Source organism: Nocardia sp. JMUB6875 (assembly GCF_041154655.1).
In the GTDB taxonomy this organism is placed as follows: domain Bacteria; phylum Actinomycetota; class Actinomycetes; order Mycobacteriales; family Mycobacteriaceae; genus Nocardia.
Map to the genome: position 1 here is coordinate 1 of NZ_BAAFGR010000159.1, position 17,806 is coordinate 17,806.

At 67.6% G+C, this 17,806-nt stretch carries 20 protein-coding genes; 15 read left to right on the forward strand and 5 right to left on the reverse strand.

Translation table 11 applies throughout. The annotated features are described in order from the left end of the window. Positions 1 to 735, reverse strand: a 735-nt coding sequence (locus tag ACAM49_RS31280; RefSeq protein ID WP_369639155.1) for a HupE/UreJ family protein, incomplete at its 3' end; no start/stop codon positions are given. A 277-nt stretch (positions 736 to 1,012) separates the two neighbouring features. Here ACAM49_RS31280 and ACAM49_RS31285 point away from each other — a divergent pair. The 3 genes from ACAM49_RS31285 (at position 1,013) to ACAM49_RS31295 (ending at position 4,427) form a co-directional block, all read left to right on the forward strand. Further along, positions 1,013 to 2,515 (forward strand): DUF4331 domain-containing protein, encoded by a 1,503-nt coding sequence (locus ACAM49_RS31285; protein ID WP_369639156.1) that lies wholly within the window; start codon positions 1,013 to 1,015, stop codon positions 2,513 to 2,515. A 79-nt stretch (positions 2,516 to 2,594) separates the two neighbouring features. Next, complete coding sequence (locus ACAM49_RS31290) at positions 2,595 to 3,896, forward strand: tetratricopeptide repeat protein (protein WP_369639157.1); 1,302 nt, start codon at positions 2,595 to 2,597, stop codon at positions 3,894 to 3,896. 96 nt (positions 3,897 to 3,992) lie between these two features. After that, entirely contained in the window at positions 3,993 to 4,427 is a 435-nt protein-coding gene (locus ACAM49_RS31295; RefSeq protein WP_369639158.1) for a DUF6463 family protein, read from the forward strand. Here the strand turns inward: ACAM49_RS31295 and ACAM49_RS31300 are convergent. After that, the gene (locus ACAM49_RS31300) at positions 4,424 to 4,972 is read right to left on the reverse strand and encodes a TetR/AcrR family transcriptional regulator (protein ID WP_369639159.1); all 549 of its coding nucleotides are present in this window, start codon (positions 4,970 to 4,972) and stop codon (positions 4,424 to 4,426) included. The genes ACAM49_RS31295 and ACAM49_RS31300 overlap by 4 nt on opposite strands. 297 nt (positions 4,973 to 5,269) lie before the next feature. Here ACAM49_RS31300 and ACAM49_RS31305 point away from each other — a divergent pair, with 297 nt between their 5' ends. From ACAM49_RS31305 to ACAM49_RS31320, 4 genes are all read left to right on the forward strand, one after another. After that, positions 5,270 to 5,560 (forward strand): DUF2867 domain-containing protein, encoded by a 291-nt coding sequence (locus ACAM49_RS31305; RefSeq protein WP_369639172.1) that lies wholly within the window; start codon positions 5,270 to 5,272, stop codon positions 5,558 to 5,560. A gap of 126 nt (positions 5,561 to 5,686) precedes the next feature. After that, positions 5,687 to 6,094: a hypothetical protein gene (locus ACAM49_RS31310; RefSeq protein ID WP_369639160.1), complete on the forward strand. Its 408-nt coding sequence runs from the start codon at positions 5,687 to 5,689 to the stop codon at positions 6,092 to 6,094. Positions 6,095 to 6,197: 103 nt separating this feature from the next. Continuing rightward, positions 6,198 to 7,325, forward strand: a complete 1,128-nt coding sequence (locus tag ACAM49_RS31315) for a PLP-dependent cysteine synthase family protein (RefSeq protein WP_369639161.1) — start codon at positions 6,198 to 6,200, stop codon at positions 7,323 to 7,325. Further along, positions 7,322 to 8,602, forward strand: a complete 1,281-nt coding sequence (locus ACAM49_RS31320; protein ID WP_369639162.1) for an MFS transporter — start codon at positions 7,322 to 7,324, stop codon at positions 8,600 to 8,602. The genes ACAM49_RS31315 and ACAM49_RS31320 overlap by 4 nt, the downstream gene beginning before the upstream one ends. Here the strand turns inward: ACAM49_RS31320 and ACAM49_RS31325 are convergent. Next, complete coding sequence (locus ACAM49_RS31325; protein ID WP_369639163.1) at positions 8,522 to 9,697, reverse strand: hypothetical protein; 1,176 nt, start codon at positions 9,695 to 9,697, stop codon at positions 8,522 to 8,524. The genes ACAM49_RS31320 and ACAM49_RS31325 overlap by 81 nt on opposite strands. Continuing rightward, on the reverse strand, positions 9,697 to 10,632 hold the full coding sequence (locus ACAM49_RS31330; RefSeq protein ID WP_369639164.1) for a metal-dependent hydrolase: 936 nt from the start codon (positions 10,630 to 10,632) through the stop codon (positions 9,697 to 9,699). The genes ACAM49_RS31325 and ACAM49_RS31330 overlap by 1 nt, the downstream gene beginning before the upstream one ends. A 190-nt stretch (positions 10,633 to 10,822) precedes the next feature. Between ACAM49_RS31330 and ACAM49_RS31335 the strand changes: the two genes are divergently transcribed. The 6 genes from ACAM49_RS31335 to ACAM49_RS31360 all read left to right on the forward strand — a co-directional run bounded on the left by ACAM49_RS31335 (position 10,823) and on the right by ACAM49_RS31360 (position 15,304). Then, a complete protein-coding gene (locus tag ACAM49_RS31335) occupies positions 10,823 to 11,434 on the forward strand; it encodes a TetR/AcrR family transcriptional regulator (protein WP_369639165.1) in 612 nt (203 codons plus the stop codon). A gap of 108 nt (positions 11,435 to 11,542) precedes the next feature. Next, positions 11,543 to 12,754, forward strand: a complete 1,212-nt coding sequence (locus ACAM49_RS31340) for a glycosyltransferase 87 family protein (RefSeq protein WP_369639166.1) — start codon at positions 11,543 to 11,545, stop codon at positions 12,752 to 12,754. Between the two features lie 23 nt (positions 12,755 to 12,777). Continuing rightward, complete coding sequence (locus ACAM49_RS31345) at positions 12,778 to 13,557, forward strand: helix-turn-helix domain-containing protein (protein ID WP_369639173.1); 780 nt, start codon at positions 12,778 to 12,780, stop codon at positions 13,555 to 13,557. Positions 13,558 to 13,899: 342 nt separating this feature from the next. Next, positions 13,900 to 14,250, forward strand: a complete 351-nt coding sequence (locus ACAM49_RS31350; RefSeq protein WP_369639167.1) for a nitroreductase/quinone reductase family protein — start codon at positions 13,900 to 13,902, stop codon at positions 14,248 to 14,250. Positions 14,251 to 14,284: 34 nt separating this feature from the next. Beyond that, positions 14,285 to 14,824: a TIGR00730 family Rossman fold protein gene (locus ACAM49_RS31355; protein ID WP_369639168.1), complete on the forward strand. Its 540-nt coding sequence runs from the start codon at positions 14,285 to 14,287 to the stop codon at positions 14,822 to 14,824. A gap of 141 nt (positions 14,825 to 14,965) precedes the next feature. Then, entirely contained in the window at positions 14,966 to 15,304 is a 339-nt protein-coding gene (locus tag ACAM49_RS31360; protein ID WP_369639169.1) for a hypothetical protein, read from the forward strand. Here ACAM49_RS31360 and ACAM49_RS31365 read toward each other — a convergent pair. Beyond that, positions 15,285 to 15,974: a hypothetical protein gene (locus tag ACAM49_RS31365; RefSeq protein ID WP_369639170.1), complete on the reverse strand. Its 690-nt coding sequence runs from the start codon at positions 15,972 to 15,974 to the stop codon at positions 15,285 to 15,287. The genes ACAM49_RS31360 and ACAM49_RS31365 overlap by 20 nt on opposite strands. Before the next feature lie 109 nt (positions 15,975 to 16,083). Here ACAM49_RS31365 and ACAM49_RS31370 point away from each other — a divergent pair, with 109 nt between their 5' ends. Both ACAM49_RS31370 and ACAM49_RS31375 read left to right on the forward strand, forming a co-directional pair. After that, entirely contained in the window at positions 16,084 to 16,455 is a 372-nt protein-coding gene (locus ACAM49_RS31370; protein ID WP_369639171.1) for a cyclophilin-like fold protein, read from the forward strand. A 210-nt stretch (positions 16,456 to 16,665) separates the two neighbouring features. Continuing rightward, positions 16,666 to 17,733, forward strand: coding sequence for an alpha/beta hydrolase (locus ACAM49_RS31375; RefSeq protein ID WP_369639174.1), 1,068 nt, complete (start codon positions 16,666 to 16,668; stop codon positions 17,731 to 17,733). The last annotated feature ends 73 nt before the right edge of the window (positions 17,734 to 17,806 follow it).

Genomic DNA, 17,806 nt, shown 5'->3' on the forward strand with positions numbered 1-17,806 from the left:
GGCGCGGCGGGGGCGGGGTTCGGGGTGCCAGCGGCCGGACTTGGCGAGCAGTACCGCTGGGAATAGGAGGGTGAGGAGGAAGAGGAGGTGGTCGGTGCCCTCGAGGATGTGGTGGATGCCGAGGAGGACCATGCCGGTGAAGCTTCGCCAGATACCGGTGTCGGTCAGGTCGATCGCGAGGGGTGGGACGGTCATGGAGTCGGGGTTCATGCGGAGGATGCCGATTTCGCGGGCGTCGCGAGTCGCGTCGACTCGGCCGGCTCGCCAGTCCTGGCGGACCGACACGATGGCGATATGTGTTGGCACCTTGTGGATTACGGCGTCGTAGGACAGGACGAAGCGGCGCATGTCGGCGCCCGGTGGTGGGGTCAGGGTCGCGTGGACGAGTAGGTCCTTGTAGGAACCGGTCGCGGACTGGCCGGACAGGTCCAGGCGCATGTCGCTGATCAGGACCGTCCACCGGATGCCGTCCGGTGTGGTGGGGCGCAGGTGGCCGTGCAGATAGTTCGCGAGACCGGCGCGGTCCGCCTCCGACAGTTGGGTGCGCAGGTCGACGTCGACGCCGCTGGCTTCCGCGAGATTGCCTGTGGGGATGGACAATTCGGCATCGATGGTCGTCTCGTGCACATCGAGCCGGATAGTGGTGCCCGGCATCGGATGTGCGGGCGCGGCAATCGGGTTGTGCAGCAGGACGATCACCGCGCAGCCCAGTGTCGCCAGGGTCCGGTAGAGCATTCGCATCACGGGGTCACGATGCGCGTCGCGCGGTCGGCATCGCATCGGTCGATCGACCTATCTGCGCGTGGCCGCGCCGGTGGGATAGGTCGATCGACCGATGTGGGTGCGGCGGCGGAGGCACAGCATGGGCGATACCGGCGCGAAAAGCGCTCGGAGCCAACGAAAGAAAAGCCACATGTATCGATCTGCGCAGCGCGGTGTGCGTCGCCGTGCCGGGGCCGCCTTGGCGGTTGCCGGAGTGATAGTTCTCAGTAGTTCCCTAGGTGGACTGGGATTGCCGGTCGCCTCGGCGTCCAGCCATCGGGAGGCGCCGCTGATCGCGGGGGACCCGGCGGTGGACAACACGGACGTGTATGCGTTCGTGAGCCCGGACTCGCCGGACACCGTCACGATCATTGCCAACTGGTTCGGGTTGCAGGAACCCAATGGCGGCCCGAACTTCTACCCGTGGGCCACGGAGGCCAACTACGACATCGATATCGACAGCAATGGAAACGGGAAACCGGATGTCAGCTACCGGATCACGTTCAACAATGACGATCGCCGGGGCGGGTCCACGTTCCTGTACAACAACGGCCCGGTGACCAGCCTCGACGATGAAAACCTGCTGTTCCGGCAGAATTACACGCTGTCGGTCAGCCACGGGGCGAACGACTGGAAGCCGATCGTCACCGGCCCGGCCGCACCGTCCTACACCGGACCGGCGTCGATTCCCGATTACGCGCCGCTGGTCAAACAGGCCACCAAGAGCCTGCCGGGCGGCGGATCGGTGTACGTCGGGGCGGCGGAGGATCCCTTCTTCCTGGATCTGCGCGTCTTCGACCTGCTCTACGGCGGCAATCTGTCCGAGGTCGGCACCGACACGCTCGCCGGGTACAACGTGAATACCGTTGTGCTGCAAGTCCCCATGAAGGATCTGGCCCTGAACGGCGATGCCAAGCGCAACCCGGTGATCGGCGTCTGGAGCGATACCGAGCGCCGTTCGCTGCAGCTGTCGCCCGGCGCCGCGCATCCGGTCGGTGAGGCGGTCCAGGTGTCGCGCCTGGGCAATCCGCTGGTCAACGAGGTCGTCGTGCCGGTGAATCTGAAGGACGCCTTCAATGGGCTCTCGCCCAGCAAGGACGCCACGATCCCGGAGGTGGTCAAGGCGGTCACCGATCCCGAACTGGCCAAACTGATTCAGGCCGTCTACCAGGTGCCCGCACCCGCCGGGCCGCGCAATGACCTGGTGGAGATCTTCCTGACCGGCATCGCCAAGAACGCCCCGACCCTGGACGGCAGCCACCCGCCGATCCAGGCGGACCTGAACTCCCAGGTCCTCAACGCCGACGTGCAGGCGCAGGCATTCCAGCCGTCGGAGATGTTGCGGCTCAACATGTCCGTGCCGGTGACCGCCAAACCGCAGCGCCTCGGCGTGCTGGCCGGCGACCTGCAGGGCTTCCCCAACGGCCGCCGGTTGACCGACGACGTGGTGGATATCGCCGTGCAGGCGATGGAGGGCGCGGCCGCCTCCGGCAAGCTGGTCGACGCGCTCGCCGCCGGGGACAAGGTCGACGCCAACGACGTGAAGTTCTCCGACACCTTCCCGTATGTCGCGCTGCCGTCGAAGCAGGCGGGCGGGGCGAAATCGTCGGTGGTCGGCGATATCGCACCGGCGGCCGCGTCGAAGTCCAACGACAGCGGGACGCCGGTGCTGCCGGTCGCCGCCGGTAGTGCGGGAGTGACCGCGCTGGCGTTCGTGGGCGGCTGGCTCTGGCTGCGTCGCCGCCGCGCCTGAATCACCGATCCGGATGGGCGGCAAAGATTTCCGCCCATCCGGATAACCCCCTTACTCCGATTCCCACCTAGGTCCGGGCATGTCTGTCACACCGCTTCGCAAACGTCTCGATCCCGTCCTCGTCGTCCTCCTGCTGATCGCCCTCGCCGCCGCCGTCCTGGGCGTGAACTCACTCCGCCACGGCCGCGCCGAGCCGTCCGCCGCCACCGAACCCCTTGCCGCGCAGATAGAACAGAAGCGGCAGCAGCTGGATCGGGTGCCGGGCAATGCGTCTGGCTGGGCCGGATTAGGCGCCTCTTACGTCGAATTGGCACGCATCACAGGCGATCCCGCGAACTACGGCGAAGCGCAGCGGGCACTGGACCGCTCCTTGCAACTGAAGCCGGAAGGCAATGCCGAGGCATTGTCCGGCCTCGGCGTACTCGCCAATGCCCGCCACGATTTCGCCAACGCGCGCCGCTACGCCGAACAGGCGCTGACCTTGCGACCGGACAGCGCCGAGATCGAAGGCGTACTGGTCGACGCGCTGACCCAACTCGGCGACACCGACGCCGCCACCGCAGCCGTCCAGCGCATGCTGGATCTGCGCCCCGGCGTCCCGTCGTTCACCCGCGCCGCCTACGACCTCGAATTACACGGCCGCACAGCCGAAGCCCGCGACGCCATGCAACTGGCCCTAGCCGCGGCCACCACCGTCGATCAGATTGCGTTCTGCCGCTACCATCTCGGCGAACTGGCCTTCAACGCCGGTCAGCTGGACGAAGCCGAAACCCATTACCGCACAGGCTTGCTCGCCAGTCCGAATAATGCCGCGTTGCTTCAGGGTCAGGCGAAAATCTCCGCCGCCCGTGGTGATCTCGACCGGGCCATCGCGCAATACGCCGCGCTCACGGCTCGCTCATCGTTGCCCGAATATCTCATCGAGTATGGCGAATTGCTGGACGCGGCAGGTCATCCCGATCAGGCGCGGGCCCAGTACGCGGCGGTCTCCGATCGCTTCCGGGCGTTGGAGGCCCAGGGCGCCACCGTCGATCTGGATGCCGCCTCGCTCGCCGCCGACCACGGTGACCCGGCCGACGCCGTTCGGCTGGCCCAGCTGGAATACGCACGCCGCCAGAACATCATCACCACCGACGTCTTGGCGTGGGCCCTGCACAAGGCGGGCCGTGACGGCGAAGCCGTCGAACTCGCCGACCGCGCAGGCACCCTCGGCTGGCGCAACGCGTCCCTGCTCTACCACCGCGGCATGATCCTCGCCGCGCTCGGCCGCACCGACGAGGCCACTGCCGCTCTGCGCACCGCCCTCGACATCAACCCGAACTTCTCACCGCTGCACGCACCCCGCGCCCGCCAAGCGCTCGACACCCTCACCGCCCATTGAGCGAGATGTGGCTGCCTTCATAGCCTTCCGGTCTATACGGCACCGTATAAACAGTCCTAACCTGGTTGTTATACGCCACCGTATAACAACCGAACGGTGACGCGGACGGTGAACGAAGGGGTGCTCGACATGATCAAGTGGGCGGGTTGGCTCATCACCCTGTGCGGGGTCGGACATACGGTGGGCTCGCTGGTGCAGACGCTCCCGCACTATGCCGGGGACTGGTTCCGCTGGGCGCTGTGGGACGGCGATCTCGTCACCATGAACCACACGACCGCCGGATTCTGGTACTCCGCCTTCAGTTTCGGCCCGCTGCTCATCCTGATCGGCCTGACGGTGGTGTGGATGGAGCGCCACCGCATCACGCCGCCCGCGTTCATCGCGTGGAGTGCCGTGGGCTGGACCGTGGTCACGGCGGTCCTGTCCGGGCCGTCGCCCCTACTGCTGCTCATCGTCGCGGCCGCCCTGCTCCTGGCCGGCGCCCGCCGTGCCGATCGGGAAGCGCGTGGGCGCCAACCGCATCCGGTCTAGCGGTTCAGGATGATCGCGGAGGCGCGGGCGCGGACCTCGGCGCGGGTGCGGTGGCCGTGATCGGCGGCCAGGAATTGATTGCCGATGGCGAGGCAGAACGCGAGCAGGCTGCGGGCCTCGATCTCGTCGGGGTCGGAGCAGAAGGTCGCGATCATCTCGCGCAGGAGCTTCATGCGCTCGTTGTCGACCCGGCGCAGGCGGGCGGCCACCGCCTCGTCGTGCCGGGCCCAGTTGCGAATCGCCAGGTCGACGCCCAGCAGGCGATCACTCGAGAGGGCCAAACGCCCGGCCAGCACCACCCTGTCACGCGGATCATCCTCGCGCTCAACGCTTTCGAGTACATCGTCGACGCTCTCACGCTCCCAGGTATCGAGCATCGCGGTCAGCAGGGCGTCCCGATCGGCGAAGTATCCGTAGAACCCGCCCTTGGTCACGCCGAGCGCCTTGGCCAGCACCTCGATGCGAACCGCCTCCACCCCGCTCGCGGCCAGGGTCCGCAAGCCCTGCTCGATCCACGCCTCGCGCGGCGTGCGGGGCACACCCATCCATTACTCCTCTCACGACTTTCACTTCTGTACGGCACCGTATAACAAGTAAGGACACCTCGATGAAGCTCCCGGTCACCGAACACACCGGCCGCCCGTGGCGGATCCACGAGATCACTCCCGACTTCGTCGTCGAGGACGTGTGGTCCTTCCGCACCCCCGGCGCGGGACCCGACGATTTCCCCGTCGTGCTCGAGGCTCTGCGCGAGTCGGGCGGCCCTTCGGATGTGCCGCTGGTGATCCGGGTCACTACGCGACCGGCTGCCACGCGACCTGCGCGATCGTCCGGTCGGAACGCTGCCGCCCGGCACGCCTTTCACCGTCGTCTACGAACTCGACGACGAATGCGCGCTGGAGTTGGCCAACAAGACCGTCCACGGCGTCTGCCATCTCGGCTGGGTCCCGGCCGCCGACGGCGACTACGAGCTCCGGATGGCAGTCCTCGTCAAGCCCAACGGTTTCCTCGGCCGCCTGTACATGGCGGGAATCAAACCGTTCCGATACGGCCTCGTCTACCCGGCGATGACCCGTCAGTGGGAAAGCAGGTGGCGCAATCGAAATCGAAGCGGCGGGGCGCGGCCGCGCTGATCGCGGCACCGCGGTGGCCGACCGGTACCGCGGCTTGCCGGTGTGACCCGCGCGATCTCCCAATCTACGTATGTGGATAGTAGATTGTCCGGGGACAGCCCGGCCTGCGGATTGGGGGAACGCGACATGACGCGCACTGCGACGAGATCGCGGGTCGTCGTCATGCTGGTGCTGGTTGTCGCGGTCCTGCTGTCGATCCTCGGCTGTGCCGCACCGCTGGCGGGGCACGCCGAGAACCTCGGGCTGGGTACGACCGTCGTCCTCGAGTTGCACACGGCGGCAGCCGAGTTCGGGCATCGGGACTCGGGTTTTGCCGACCACTGCGGGGAATCGCAAGTTCCGCACCGGATCGAGGGGCCCGCCGCGCCGCGCACCGCCGATGTCCTCGGCGCGCCGCAAGCCGCTCCGGACGCGCTCGGGTGGGCGGTGACGGCGGCCGCGTCGATGCTCGCCGATCGGGTGCGCGGGCCGCCTGGCCCGGCCGTCGCGAGCGGCCGGGAAATCCTCACTCGCATCTGTATCGCACGGCGCTGACAGGTCAGCGGCAGGCCGACGGTGGTTCCCGTCGGCCGGTGTTCGCTGCCCTGCTCACGTCATGCCCGCCGTGATGGCGGAATCGATACAGGAAGCGAAAGTCATGAACGATGTTGTGCTCGAATGGCATCCGGGAACCCCGGCGGGCCGGACGGCGGCCCCGGGCCCCGTTCGGCAACCGCACGCCCTGGTGGGAAACACGCCCGTGCTGTGGATCGGCGCGCCGCTGGCCCCCGCGGGCCGCGGCTTCTGGGCCAAGCTGGAGGGCTCCAATCCGGGCGGGATGAAGGATCGGCCCGCCTTGCACATGGTGCGTCGCGCGCGGGAACGCGGTGCCCTCGCGCCCGGCGCGCGGATCGTCGAGTCATCCAGCGGTACACTGGGTTTGGGTCTCGCGCTGGCGGGAATGGCGTTCGGTCACCCGGTGACGGTGGTGACCGACCCCGGCCTGGAACCCATTGTGGCCCGGATGCTCACGGCCTTCGGGGCCGAGGTGGACTCGGTGCGCGAGCCGCATCCGACCGGCGGCTGGCAGCAGGCGCGCCGGGACCGGGTGGCCGAACTGCTGGAGCGGGAACCGGATTCGTGGTGCCCCGATCAATACAGCAATCCCGACAATGTGGATGGCTACGAATCGCTGGCGCTGGAACTGATGGCGCAATTGGGCGGGGTCGATGTGCTGGTGTGCGCGGTCGGCACCGGTGGCCACTCGGCCGGGGTGGCGCGGGTGCTCAGGCGATTCAATCCCGATCTGAAACTGATTGGCGTGGACACGATCTCGTCCACCGTCTTCGGACAGCCCGCGGGGCCGCGATTGATGCGCGGCCTCGGTTCGAGCATCTATCCCCGCAATGTCGACTACGCCGCCTTCGACGAGGTGCACTGGGTGGCGCCCGCCGAGGCGGTGTGGGCCTGCCGGACCCTGGCCGCCACCCGCTACGCCACCGGCGGCTGGAGCGTCGGCGCGGTGGCGCTGGTCGCGGGCTGGGCCGCGGGCATGGCGCCGGCGGGAACACGCGTCGCGACGGTGTTCCCCGATGGCCCGCAACGGTATTTCGACACCGTCTACAACGATGCGTTCTGCGCCGAGCACGGGCTGCTGAACGCCGCGCCCCCGGTTCGCCCGCTCACCATCGCCCATCCCGGCGAGCGGGTGGTGACCGCCTGGACGCGCTGCGCCCGGGTGCCCGATCCGAGGTCGATGACCGATTTGGCGGAGGCGCGATTGTGACGGCGCTGAGCGGATTCCGCGCCTTCGACCTGCCGGCGCGGCTGTTGATGATCAATCAATTCGGCATCAACCTCGGGTTCTACATGTTGATGCCGTATCTGGCCGGGTACCTCTCGGGTCCACTGGGTTTGGCCGCCTGGGCGGTCGGGCTGGTGCTCGGCGTGCGGAACTTCTCCCAGCAGGGCATGTTCCTGATCGGCGGCACGCTGGCCGACCGGCTCGGGTACAAGCCGCTCATCGTCGCCGGATGTCTCTTGCGCACCGGCGGTTTCGCCCTGCTGATCTTCGCGACATCCCTCCCCGGATTGCTGATCGCTTCTGCGGCAACGGGATTCGCCGGGGCCCTGTTCAATCCGGCGGTGCGGGCCTATCTCGCGGCCGACGCGGGGGAGCGGCGGGTGGAGGCGTTCGCGGTCTTCAATGTGTTCTATCAAGCGGGCATCCTGGCCGGGCCGCTGGTCGGACTCGCCTTGATGGCAGTGGATTTCCGCGTCACGGCAGCCGGTGCGGCCATCGTCTTCGCCGCGCTGACGGTAGCCCAGTTGTTAGCCCTCCCGGCCCGCCGCGCGGCCGATCGCCCGGAAAGGTCGTCGGTGCTTCAGGATTGGCGCACGGTGGTCGACAACCGGCGATTCCTGGCCTTCGCGGCGGCGATGATCGGATCGTATGTGCTGTCCTTCCAGGTGTACCTGGCACTGCCGCTGCAAGCCGAATTCATCGATCCGGCGCGGTCCCAGGCGCTGACTTCGGGTGTGTTCGTCATCTCCGGGATCGTCGCCGTCGCAGGCCAATTGAAGATCACCGCCTGGTTCCGGGCCCGCTGGGGAACCGGACGCAGCCTGGTCGTCGGCATGTGCCTGCTGGCCGCGTCCTTCCTGCCCCTGGCCCTCGTGCCCGGACCCGACACCCTCGGCGTCCCCGCTGCGATCGCCGCCCTGTTCGGCTCGGCCGCCCTGCTCGCGATCGGCACCGCCGCGGTCTTCCCGTTCGAAATGGACACGGTCGTCTCGCTCTCCGGCGACCGGCTGGTGGCGACCCATTACGGCTTCTACAACACCGTGGTCGGGGTCGGCATCCTGGCCGGAAACCTCGCCACCGGCGCGGTGGTCGGCCTCGCCCGGCGCAGCGGAATGGATTGGGCGGTCTGGGCGGGACTGATCGCGATCGGGCTGGCCGCGGCCCTCGCACTCCACCAGCTAGGACGACGGCACGGAGGTGCCGCGGACGCCTTCGGCCGCGGCCGGGTCGGTTCGCCCACCGCGACGCGCGAGCGTTAGGACGGCGGCCGAGCAGAGGATGGCTATGAGGAAGCAGGCCAGGGTGTACCAGAGGTTGCCTATGGGGTCGCCGTTGGCGGTGCGGCCGTTGGTGGCGTCGAGGAAATCGGGAAGCGCTGCGGCCCAGAGGATCGCGAAGACGAGGAGGTAGAGGACGCTGTAGGCGCGGACGAAGTTGTTGAGGTAGGGGGAACCCTCGTGGCGTAGATCGGCCCAGCGACGGTAGAGGGCCGGGATGGCCACGAGGGTGACCGCGACCAGTTCCAGGGCGTAGATGGTGCCGCGGACCGTGGTGCTGCCCATGCCCAGGACGGTGGCGGGGAGGGGGAGGATGAAGGTGCCCAGGGAGGCCAGCAGGCCGATCACCACCGTGCGCCAGACCAATTCGAGGCCGGGCATCCGGATGCCCGCATCGACGCGGCGGCCGACGAAGCGGTACACGCAGTACGCCAGCGACATCGGCCAAAGAGCGGCGAAGACCACCACGCTGGGCAGCGGCACCGAATCGAACATGGGCTGGTTCAGGGGGTTGTCGGTGGTCCACTCCCACCAGCGCAGCTGCGGGCCGATGTGGTCGAAGATCTCGTAGAAGGCGTGGTGGACGAAGCCGACGCAGGTCGCGCCGACCAGCGCGCCGTAGCGGCCGAAAACGCCCAGCATGCGGACGATCTCGTAGGCGATCGTGGCCATGAACGGGTAGATCGCGACGATGTAGAGCGGTAGGCGGCCCCACAGGAAGTCCACCGTGAACACGTTGTGCGCGAACATCGTGTCCACGTGCTCCGAGATGCCGAAGGCGGCAGGGAAATACAGTGGCGGCTCGATGATGAACAGGTAGGCGGTCGCGCCGAACCACAGCACCAGGTTGGTGGGGTCGCCCTGGCGGCGCAGGCGCACGACGGCCAGGATCAGCGCGAGCACCGAGCCGAGGACGACGGTGGTCTCCAGCACCGGGAGCGTCCAGTTCTCCAGTGTCAGAGGGTTTCTCACCTCGACGAGACCGCCGGCGCTGTCACACGAGAACCCGAGCGACTTGGCCAGCTGATCGAAGGTGGGTGCGCAGTGATCGCTCGCCGCGCGCAATATCGGAGTCATCAGTTCGCCTCCGCGCCCGTCTTCTCGGCGGTGTACCAGCGCGTGACGTCATACCCGTCCTGATAGCGCTGGAACCACACATCCGCCAACGCGGGCGTCTTCTCGTGTGCGGGCTTGTGTTTCGGCAACTGGCTGCGAATGACACCGCGCAGCGCGAGCAGCTGTTCGCCCAGCGGCAGATCGTCGAAGGCCCGCGGCATCGGTCCCTGATCGGGCAACGCGAGGCTCGGCAGCAGCTTGCCCAGGCGATGCCGGGCGCGGTAGGTCGCGGACATCGACAGCGCGTCGATCTTCCGATCCTCCAGTGGCACATGCTTATTGAAGCCGATATTGGCGATCCGGATCATCCGGAGCACGTGGCGGAAGATCGACGGGGCCACCCGCATCCGGTAGAGATCGCTGCCCACGATCGAATCGAAGATGATGAGCGCCGAACTGCGGTGCTCGACCTCCTCGACGAAATGCCAGATGAACAAGGACGCCACCCGATCGTCGCCGGGCCGGAACAGCGCCGCCTCATTGTCGAGCATGAGCTTGAAGACCGAGGTGAAGGTCGCCTCCAGATCGGCGGTGTAGGCCAGCCGGTACTTCAGCGGGGTCTCCGCGGTGAGCTTGTCGAATTCGGCGACCACCTCGTCGAGGGTCTCCTGCAGTCCGGGGTAGCTGCGGATCAGGCCGCGCACGTGCTGCCGGTGCGCGGTCGAGTGCTGGCCCTCCTGCCGCATGAAGGCGTCGGCCTCCTCGGCGACTTCCGGGTCGGTGATCAGCGGCTTGGCCTGCATGATCATCTTCACGATCATCTTCTCGAAGCCGATGGCCAGGAACGACACCGCATTGGCCATGGCCGAGAAGGCCGGGTTCTCGGGATTCCAGAGGAACGGCACCTCGTGCTGCTCGAACGCGAAAGTCAGCTTCCGCACGATCAATTCCGTCATTTCGGCAATACCTCGTGTGTTCGGAGGTGGATGGGTCCGGCGGCCGGGTCGCGCTGCTGTCAGGGCCGCGACGGCGAGGCCGCTGTGAACATACAAACATACACAGGCGTGTTCAAGTGTATGATTTGAAAAGCCTGCTCAGTGGGCCTGCCGTACCGGTCGGTGCGACACCGCGTGTTACGGTCGGCCCGTGGCACGAAGGCGCGGGTGGGGCGGCAGTCCGCCGGAGAACGATGACGAGGCGACGCGTCGAATCGTCAGTGCCGCAGTCGAATTGATCGGGCGCACCGGCGCGGAGATCAGCATCGCCGACGTGGCGGAGTCGCTCGGGGTGATCCGGCAGACCGTCTACCGGTATTTCCCCAGCGCCGACGCGCTCATGCGGGCCTCGGCCATCGCCTCGGTGGACGGCTTCCTGGATCGGCTGGAGGCGCGGGTGCGCGGGCTCACCGATCCGGTCGAGGCCATGACCGAGGGCGTCGTCTTCACCCTCACCGAGGTGCGGCGCACACCCCATCTCGGGATCCTGCTCACCGCGACCTATTCGAACGCGGACCCGTCCGGGATCACCTCGGCCGAGGCGCAGGCCTTCGGCCTGACCATGATCGAGCGCTTCGACGTGGACTGGCGGGCCTGCGGCTATGACGACGAATCCCTGCCCGAGCTGGTCGAATTCCTGCTGCGGACGATGCAGTCGTTCTTCATCTCGCCGGGGAACCCGCCGCGGACCGAAGACGAGTTGCGCCGGTATCTGCGGCGCTGGATGGGCAGCGCGATCGTGGCGCAGATGTTCGTCGAGTAAGCCGCCGGGCGCGAATCCGACGGACCGTTAGGATTGTTCGTCGTGTCGGATTCGCGGTCTTTGATGCTTTCACGGTCCGGCGCGGTGCTTTCACGGTCCGGTGCAACGGTGTTCGTGCTCGTCCTCGGCGCGGTGACGGCATTGACGCTGGTGTTCACCAGCGTCGACCCCCGGTTGGAGAAGGCGGGCATCCTCGCGGGCGGACTGGACGTCCACATCTACCGCGAGGGCGCCTGGCGTCTGCTGCACGGGCATTCGCTCTACGCCGACGAGACCGTCGGCGGGCTGCTCTACACCTACACGCCGTTCTCGGCGATCGTCTTCATGCCGGGACTGGCCGTGCCCGCGGCCCGGATCACCGACGCGTTCCTGCTGGTGAACCTCGGCGTGCTCTACGCCTGCGTGCTGATGTGCTGGCGACTGCTCGGCTACCGCCTGACCGCGCGGCTCGCGAGTATCTCGGCGCTGCTCGCCCTTACCTGCGTCTTCCTGGAGCCGGTGCGCACCACGCTGTTCTACGGCCAGATCAATCTGGTGCTGATGCTGCTGGTGCTCTGGGACTTCTCCCGGCCCGAGGATTCGCGGCTGCGCGGAGTCGGCGTCGGCCTGGCCGCCGGAATCAAACTGGTGCCCGCCTTCTTCCTCGTCCAGTATCTGGCGCTGCGGCAATGGCGTTCGGCCGCGACGGCGGCGGGGACATTGGCGGCGACGGTCGCCCTGGCCTGGCTCGTCTCGCCCGGAGATTCACGCCAGTACTGGTTCTCGACGTTCTTCCACGCCGACCGCATCGCACCCGATACCGATCCGGCCAACCAATCGATCCGCGGAGTACTCGCGCATCTGACCGCGGGCGCCGCGCCGATCTGGCTGTGGCTGATCCTCGCCGTACTGGTCGCGGCTGCGGGCCTATGGCTCAGCGTGGCGCTCTACCGCCGCGACGAACGTTTGCTGTCGGTGACGCTGACCGGCATGACAGCCTGTGCGGTATCCCCCTTCTCATGGGGTCACCACTGGGTATGGTTCGTGCCCTTGCTCGTCCACCTGGTGCATCGCGCGCAGACGCAAACCCGCTGGTGGATCGCCGCGGCGGCACTGTTCGTCGCGGCCGGGGCCTGGACCTATCAGTGGACCCCGGACTTCGCCTCGGTCGGAGTCTTCGTGCTGCCCAAGCCCTGGCACAGTGAGCCGATCCTGGAGAACGCCCACGTCCTCCTCTACCTCTTCGCGCTGCTCTACGGCTGGACGATGATCCGCAAGCCCGACCGTCGGCTGGATCACACCGCCCCCGACATTAGGATGCTCGACGGTAGCTGTATGTAGTGTTCGAGGGTTGGTAGGTGGACATGTCTTCGGACGAGCTGAAACTTCCCGTACCCTCGCTCGCCGATTACGTCGCGTACCACCGCAAGCGGCTGCGGCTGACCCGGGAGCAGTTGGGGCAGCGGGCATTCCTGTCGGCGCGGACCATCCAGAAGCTCGAGCGCGGTGAGCAGACCGGGCTGAGCCTGCCCACCCAGGAGGCGCTGGGGCGTGCGCTCGGGCTCACGACCGAGGACGAGTTCCGGCATCTGGACGACCTGACCCGGGTTCACATCTCCCGGCCGTGGCTGGGCGAAGGCATGCGCAGTGAGGCCACCGCCGCCGAACAAGCCATGCTCGACGATCTGATGCCGCGTCCGGCCGCGTACTGCAACTGGGCCTGGGAGGCCATTGCCGCCAACGACGCCTATGAGCGGCTGTTCCCCGGGCGGCTGTCGTACGGCAATCTCATGCTCTGGCTGTTCGGTCCGATCGGCCGCGAAATCCTGGTCGAGTGGGAGACCGAGGCCAGCAATGTCGTCGCCCGAATGCGCGGCATCCTCACCCATTTCGGCAATCCGGCGATCGGGGTGGCCGTACTGCGTGCGCTCCAGGATGATCCCGACTTCGCCCGCCTCTGGCTCACGCGCAGGGTCGGTTTCGATCGCGGACTGGACGAGCCACAGCACGTCTACACCGATGCGGGTCCGGTCAGCGTGACCATGCAGCTGCAATCCTTCCCGCCCGGGCGCGAACACCTGCACCTGTGCGTAGCAGTGGTCCGCCCCTATGTGGGCGACTTCGGCCGAACTGACCCTATTTAGGGTTACTGGGACAGCTTGTCCGGGATGCCCGGTGTCGGCTTTGATTTCCTCCGGCGGTGCCGTGGAGGGGACGGCATCGCCGAGGCATCCGTCCAGTCTTCGGCAACGAATACGAACCGACTAGTTAGTCACGGGTATTCGATTTCACGAAGGAGGACAGACGAATGATTCCGCATTTCATCGGCGATGTCATCGCTGCGGTGCACGGCCTCCTCGAGAGGCTGCTCATCCCGTAGTACCGGTGTCCCGGGGCGGCGGCCCCGCCCCGGGCTCGGATCGCCGCCATTGGTCCCGGATCGCTGCCTGGGCCGCAGGGTGCTAGCGTTCCCCGCAGGAGGGAACATGGCACTGAAAAATATTGCGGCACAGCTGGTGAGCTCGATCAACTCGGGTGTGGTCGCGCTGACCAAGGCTCCGGTGATCGGTCCGTTCCTGGGCCGCGGCTTCGTCGTCATCACCTACACCGGCCGGCGCTCGGGCAAGACCTTCAGCACCCCGGTCAACTATGTGCGCCGCGGCGACGAGATCGTCATCGGCGTCGCACTGCCCGACCGCAAGAGCTGGTGGCGCAACTTCCTGGGCGAGGGCGGCCCGATCTCGCTGCGCCTCAACGGCGTCGACCGTTCCGGCCACGCGGTGACCCACCGCGACAACGGCCAGGTCACCGTGCGGGTCAAGCTCGACGCCGCCTGACCGGCCTACCCGCGGCGGCAATACAGTGACCCGCATGGACATCTGCGTGTTTCTGTCGGCCGCCGACCTCGACGAGCGCTACACCGGACCCGCGCGCGAATTCGCCGAGCTGATCGGCAAGGCCGGGCACACCCTGGTGTGGGGCGGCTCCGACGTCGGGCTCATGAAGGTCGTCGCCGACGGTGTCCAGGAGAGCGGCGGGCGGCTGGTGGGCGTCTCGGTGGAATTCCTGCGCGGCAAGGCGCGGGCCGATGCCGACGAGATGATCATCGCCGCCGATCTGGCCGAGCGGAAGGCGAAGCTGCTCGGGCTCGCGGACGCCATCGTGATCATGGTCGGCGGTACCGGCACCCTCGACGAGGCCACCGAGATCCTCGAGATGAAAAAGCATGGGCTGCATCGGAAGCCGGTCGTGCTGTTGAACACCGCCGGGTTCTACGACGGGCTGCTGGTCCAATTCGAGCGGATGGAAGCGGAGGGATTCCTGCCGCTGCCGCTGTCGGAGCTGGTGTATTTCGCCGACGATGGCGCGCACGCCCTGGCCTACCTCGAGCAGATGGTCGGCAACGGCTGAGCGGGCCGCCGCCTCGCCGGGGCCGCGCCGCCGATACATCGCGTTGCCTCGTCGCGAGGTCCGTGCCAGCCTGGACACAGAGGAAAAGCCCGCCGGGCGCGCCGATTTCCGGCGGCCGCGCGGGTGCGCGAGGAGGCAGTCGTGAGGTCCCGGGCCGGACTGGACGAGTCGACGCTGCGCGTCACCGTCGACTTCACCGACGCCGCACACCGATCGCTCGGCATCGGGTGGACCCTGAACGCGGACGCGCACAAGCGATTCGAGTCCGTACGCATCTTCCTGGTCACCCTGCACGACGAGCCCTCGCGGACCTATCTCGGCCTGGTCGACTGGCAGGATCGCGCCTCGATCGAGCTACCCGAAACCCTGCCCGCGGGCCGCTACGCCATCGACGTCGACGCCTACGGCAGCGCCAGCTGGGGTGACGGCCGCCTCGACGCGCGCGGCCGCAGCGCCACCTTCACGGTCGATCCCGCATAGCCAGGTCGATCGGCCCGAGCAGGTCGGCCACATGCAGGAGTTGACCCGCGTACCAGGGAATCTGCCTCGGATCCCGCAGTTTTCCCGAAACCGGTGTGTAGGTGAGCAATTCGTTGCCGACCAGGCTCCACTGCGGCACCGCGCCCGCGATGTGCGCGGCCACCAGATTCGGGCCTACCATGGCCTTGGCGTGGGACGGGTCCGCCGCATCGATCCGGAACCGGGCATCGAAGAGGACATTGCCGGTAGCAGTCGGCTTGTCGCCGAACAGCGCCCGCCCGAACTGCGACACCAGCCCCCGCTGCCGCACGGCCAGCGGCGGATGCGGCCGATCCAGCAGGACCACCGCCACGATGTAGCGATGCGTCGTGGTGGAGCTGGATTCTCCACTGCCCGAACTGGTTTCGTACGAGTACTCCGCCACGGTCACCCAGCGCCCGCCCAGCTGCCCGGTCACCGTCACCCCGAGCCCGCGCCGATTGCGACCCGGCAGTCGCGCCGTCCAGGGCGCGACCGACCGCTCCTGGAACATCCAGCCGTGTAACCCGGCCCAGCCCCGGATCAACTCCTTGCGATCGCGCTCGACACGGAGCGTGATCGGCAGTACCACGATCAGCACGAGTACCGGAATCCCGAAGATGATGCCGATGCAGACCGCCGCCGTCGCCATGTGCCCTCCCGCTGTCTCGCCGGTAGCCTCCGCGACCGACCTTCCGGTCCGCTTAAAAGATCTTTGCGACCCCTTCCCTCGGAATTCAACATATTGTTGAATGTGGGGCATGACCCGGATCCGCATCACCTGGCCCGCCAATCAGCTCACCGCCACCCTCGAGGACACCCCCACCACCGAGGCCCTGCTCGCCGCGCTGCCCATCTCGTCCAGCGCGAGCACCTGGGGCGAGGAGGTGTACTTCGAGACCGGCGTGAGCGTCGCGCGGGATCTGGACGCGCGGCAGATCGTGGATCCGGGCACGGTCGCCTTCTGGACCGACGGCGATTCGCTGGCCCTGCCCTACGGCCCCACCCCGATCTCGCACGGCGACGAATGCCGCCTGGCCAGCGCCTGCAATGTTCTCGGCGCCATCGACGGCGACCCGCGCCTGCTCGCCACGGTCCGCCCCGGCGATCCGATCCGCGTCGAATTGGCCTGACCACCCGTTAGCGGCCTGGGCCCCAATCCGATTCGAGGAGACCCCCGCATTCGCACCCGCTATGCTGCACGGCGAACCGCCGCGCCGTGGAACAGGGGAGCGGGGGAGGATCGAGGGGAGCGGCCGGTTCAGGCCGCACAACGGAAGGGCAAACAGAATATGCGGGGAGGATGGGCCAAGCGGGGCCTGGTGGGAGCCGCGGTGGCCGCGATGCTGCCGTTCGGGGTGGTGGCCGGACCGGCCGCGGCGGATACGAATCCGAATGCCTTCGACTTCTACGTCGATTCGAGCATGGGGTCGGTGAAGACCCGGATCGTGCGGGCCGCGGACGGAAACACCGACCGGGTGGTGTATCTGCTGGACGGTGAACGCTCGCAGAACGATTACAACGGCTGGGAGATCCACACCAGCATTCCGGCGGCGCTGGCCAAGTTCAATATCAATGTGGTGATGCCGGTCGGCGGCGAATCCAGCTTCTACCAGGACTGGGATTCGCCCAGCAGCTTCGGCGGCGTCAACCCCGACGCGAATCTCTTCCCCAGCCGGGATTCCGGTTCGGCGGTCGCGGGCTGGGACGAGACCTCCGGTAAGACCTACACCTACCAGTGGGAAACCTTCCTCACCCAGAACCTGCGCGACGCGCTACGAGATCGCCTGGGGTTCAGCGACTCCCGCAACGGCGTCTTCGGCCTGTCGAGCGGAGGCAGCGCGGCGCTGCTGATGGCCGCCTACCACCCGGACCAATTCAATTACGCCGGTTCACTTTCCGGCTACCTCTACATGTCGGCCCCCGGCATGCGCGACGCGCTGCGCCTGGCCCTGCTCGCCGCCGGCGGCTACAACATCGACTCGATGGCCGCCGCGGGCAGCGCGAAATGGCAGCGCATGGACCCGTACAACTTCGCGGACAAGCTGATCGCCAACAACACCCGCCTCTACATCTCGGCGGGCAGCGCGGTCCCGGCCCAACAGGACCTGTCCTCCTCCGACGCCGTGATCCAGGGCATGCCCCTCGAGGGCATCGCCCTCGCGAACACCAAGTCCTTCCAATCGAAGCTGCAAGGCCTCGGCTACGACAACGTCACCTACGACTTCCCCAGCATCGGCGTCCACAACTGGGGCAACTGGGAACAGGTAGCCAACCGCATGCTCCCCGACATCGCCCAACACATCGGCAAGCCCTTGCCCCCCGGCGCCCAACCGGCCCCTCCGGCCGACGGCCCGGACGGCGCTCAGCCGCCGAACGGTGCGCCGCCCGCCGGGGCCCCGCAGAACTGACGCTGAACCGAAAAATCCGCCGCCGCCCGGTATTCCGGGCGGCGGCGGATTTCTTGTGCTGTCGGGTGGGTCA

Bases quoted from the DNA above. Each gene is read 5' to 3' on its own strand.
- ACAM49_RS31290 (WP_369639157.1), top strand. From the start codon at position 2,595: ATGTCTGTCACACCGCTTCGCAAACGTCTCGATCCCGTCCTCGTCGTC.
- ACAM49_RS31300 (WP_369639159.1), bottom strand. From the start codon at position 4,972: ATGGGTGTGCCCCGCACGCCGCGCGAGGCGTGGATCGAGCAGGGCTTG.
- ACAM49_RS31310 (WP_369639160.1), top strand. From the start codon at position 5,687: ATGACGCGCACTGCGACGAGATCGCGGGTCGTCGTCATGCTGGTGCTG.
- ACAM49_RS31315 (WP_369639161.1), top strand. From the start codon at position 6,198: ATGAACGATGTTGTGCTCGAATGGCATCCGGGAACCCCGGCGGGCCGG.
- ACAM49_RS31325 (WP_369639163.1), bottom strand. From the start codon at position 9,697: ATGACTCCGATATTGCGCGCGGCGAGCGATCACTGCGCACCCACCTTC.
- ACAM49_RS31330 (WP_369639164.1), bottom strand. From the start codon at position 10,632: ATGACGGAATTGATCGTGCGGAAGCTGACTTTCGCGTTCGAGCAGCAC.
- ACAM49_RS31345 (WP_369639173.1), top strand. From the start codon at position 12,778: ATGTCTTCGGACGAGCTGAAACTTCCCGTACCCTCGCTCGCCGATTAC.
- ACAM49_RS31350 (WP_369639167.1), top strand. From the start codon at position 13,900: ATGGCACTGAAAAATATTGCGGCACAGCTGGTGAGCTCGATCAACTCG.
- ACAM49_RS31355 (WP_369639168.1), top strand. From the start codon at position 14,285: ATGGACATCTGCGTGTTTCTGTCGGCCGCCGACCTCGACGAGCGCTAC.
- ACAM49_RS31365 (WP_369639170.1), bottom strand. From the start codon at position 15,974: ATGGCGACGGCGGCGGTCTGCATCGGCATCATCTTCGGGATTCCGGTA.
- ACAM49_RS31370 (WP_369639171.1), top strand. From the start codon at position 16,084: ATGACCCGGATCCGCATCACCTGGCCCGCCAATCAGCTCACCGCCACC.
- ACAM49_RS31375 (WP_369639174.1), top strand. From the start codon at position 16,666: ATGCTGCCGTTCGGGGTGGTGGCCGGACCGGCCGCGGCGGATACGAAT.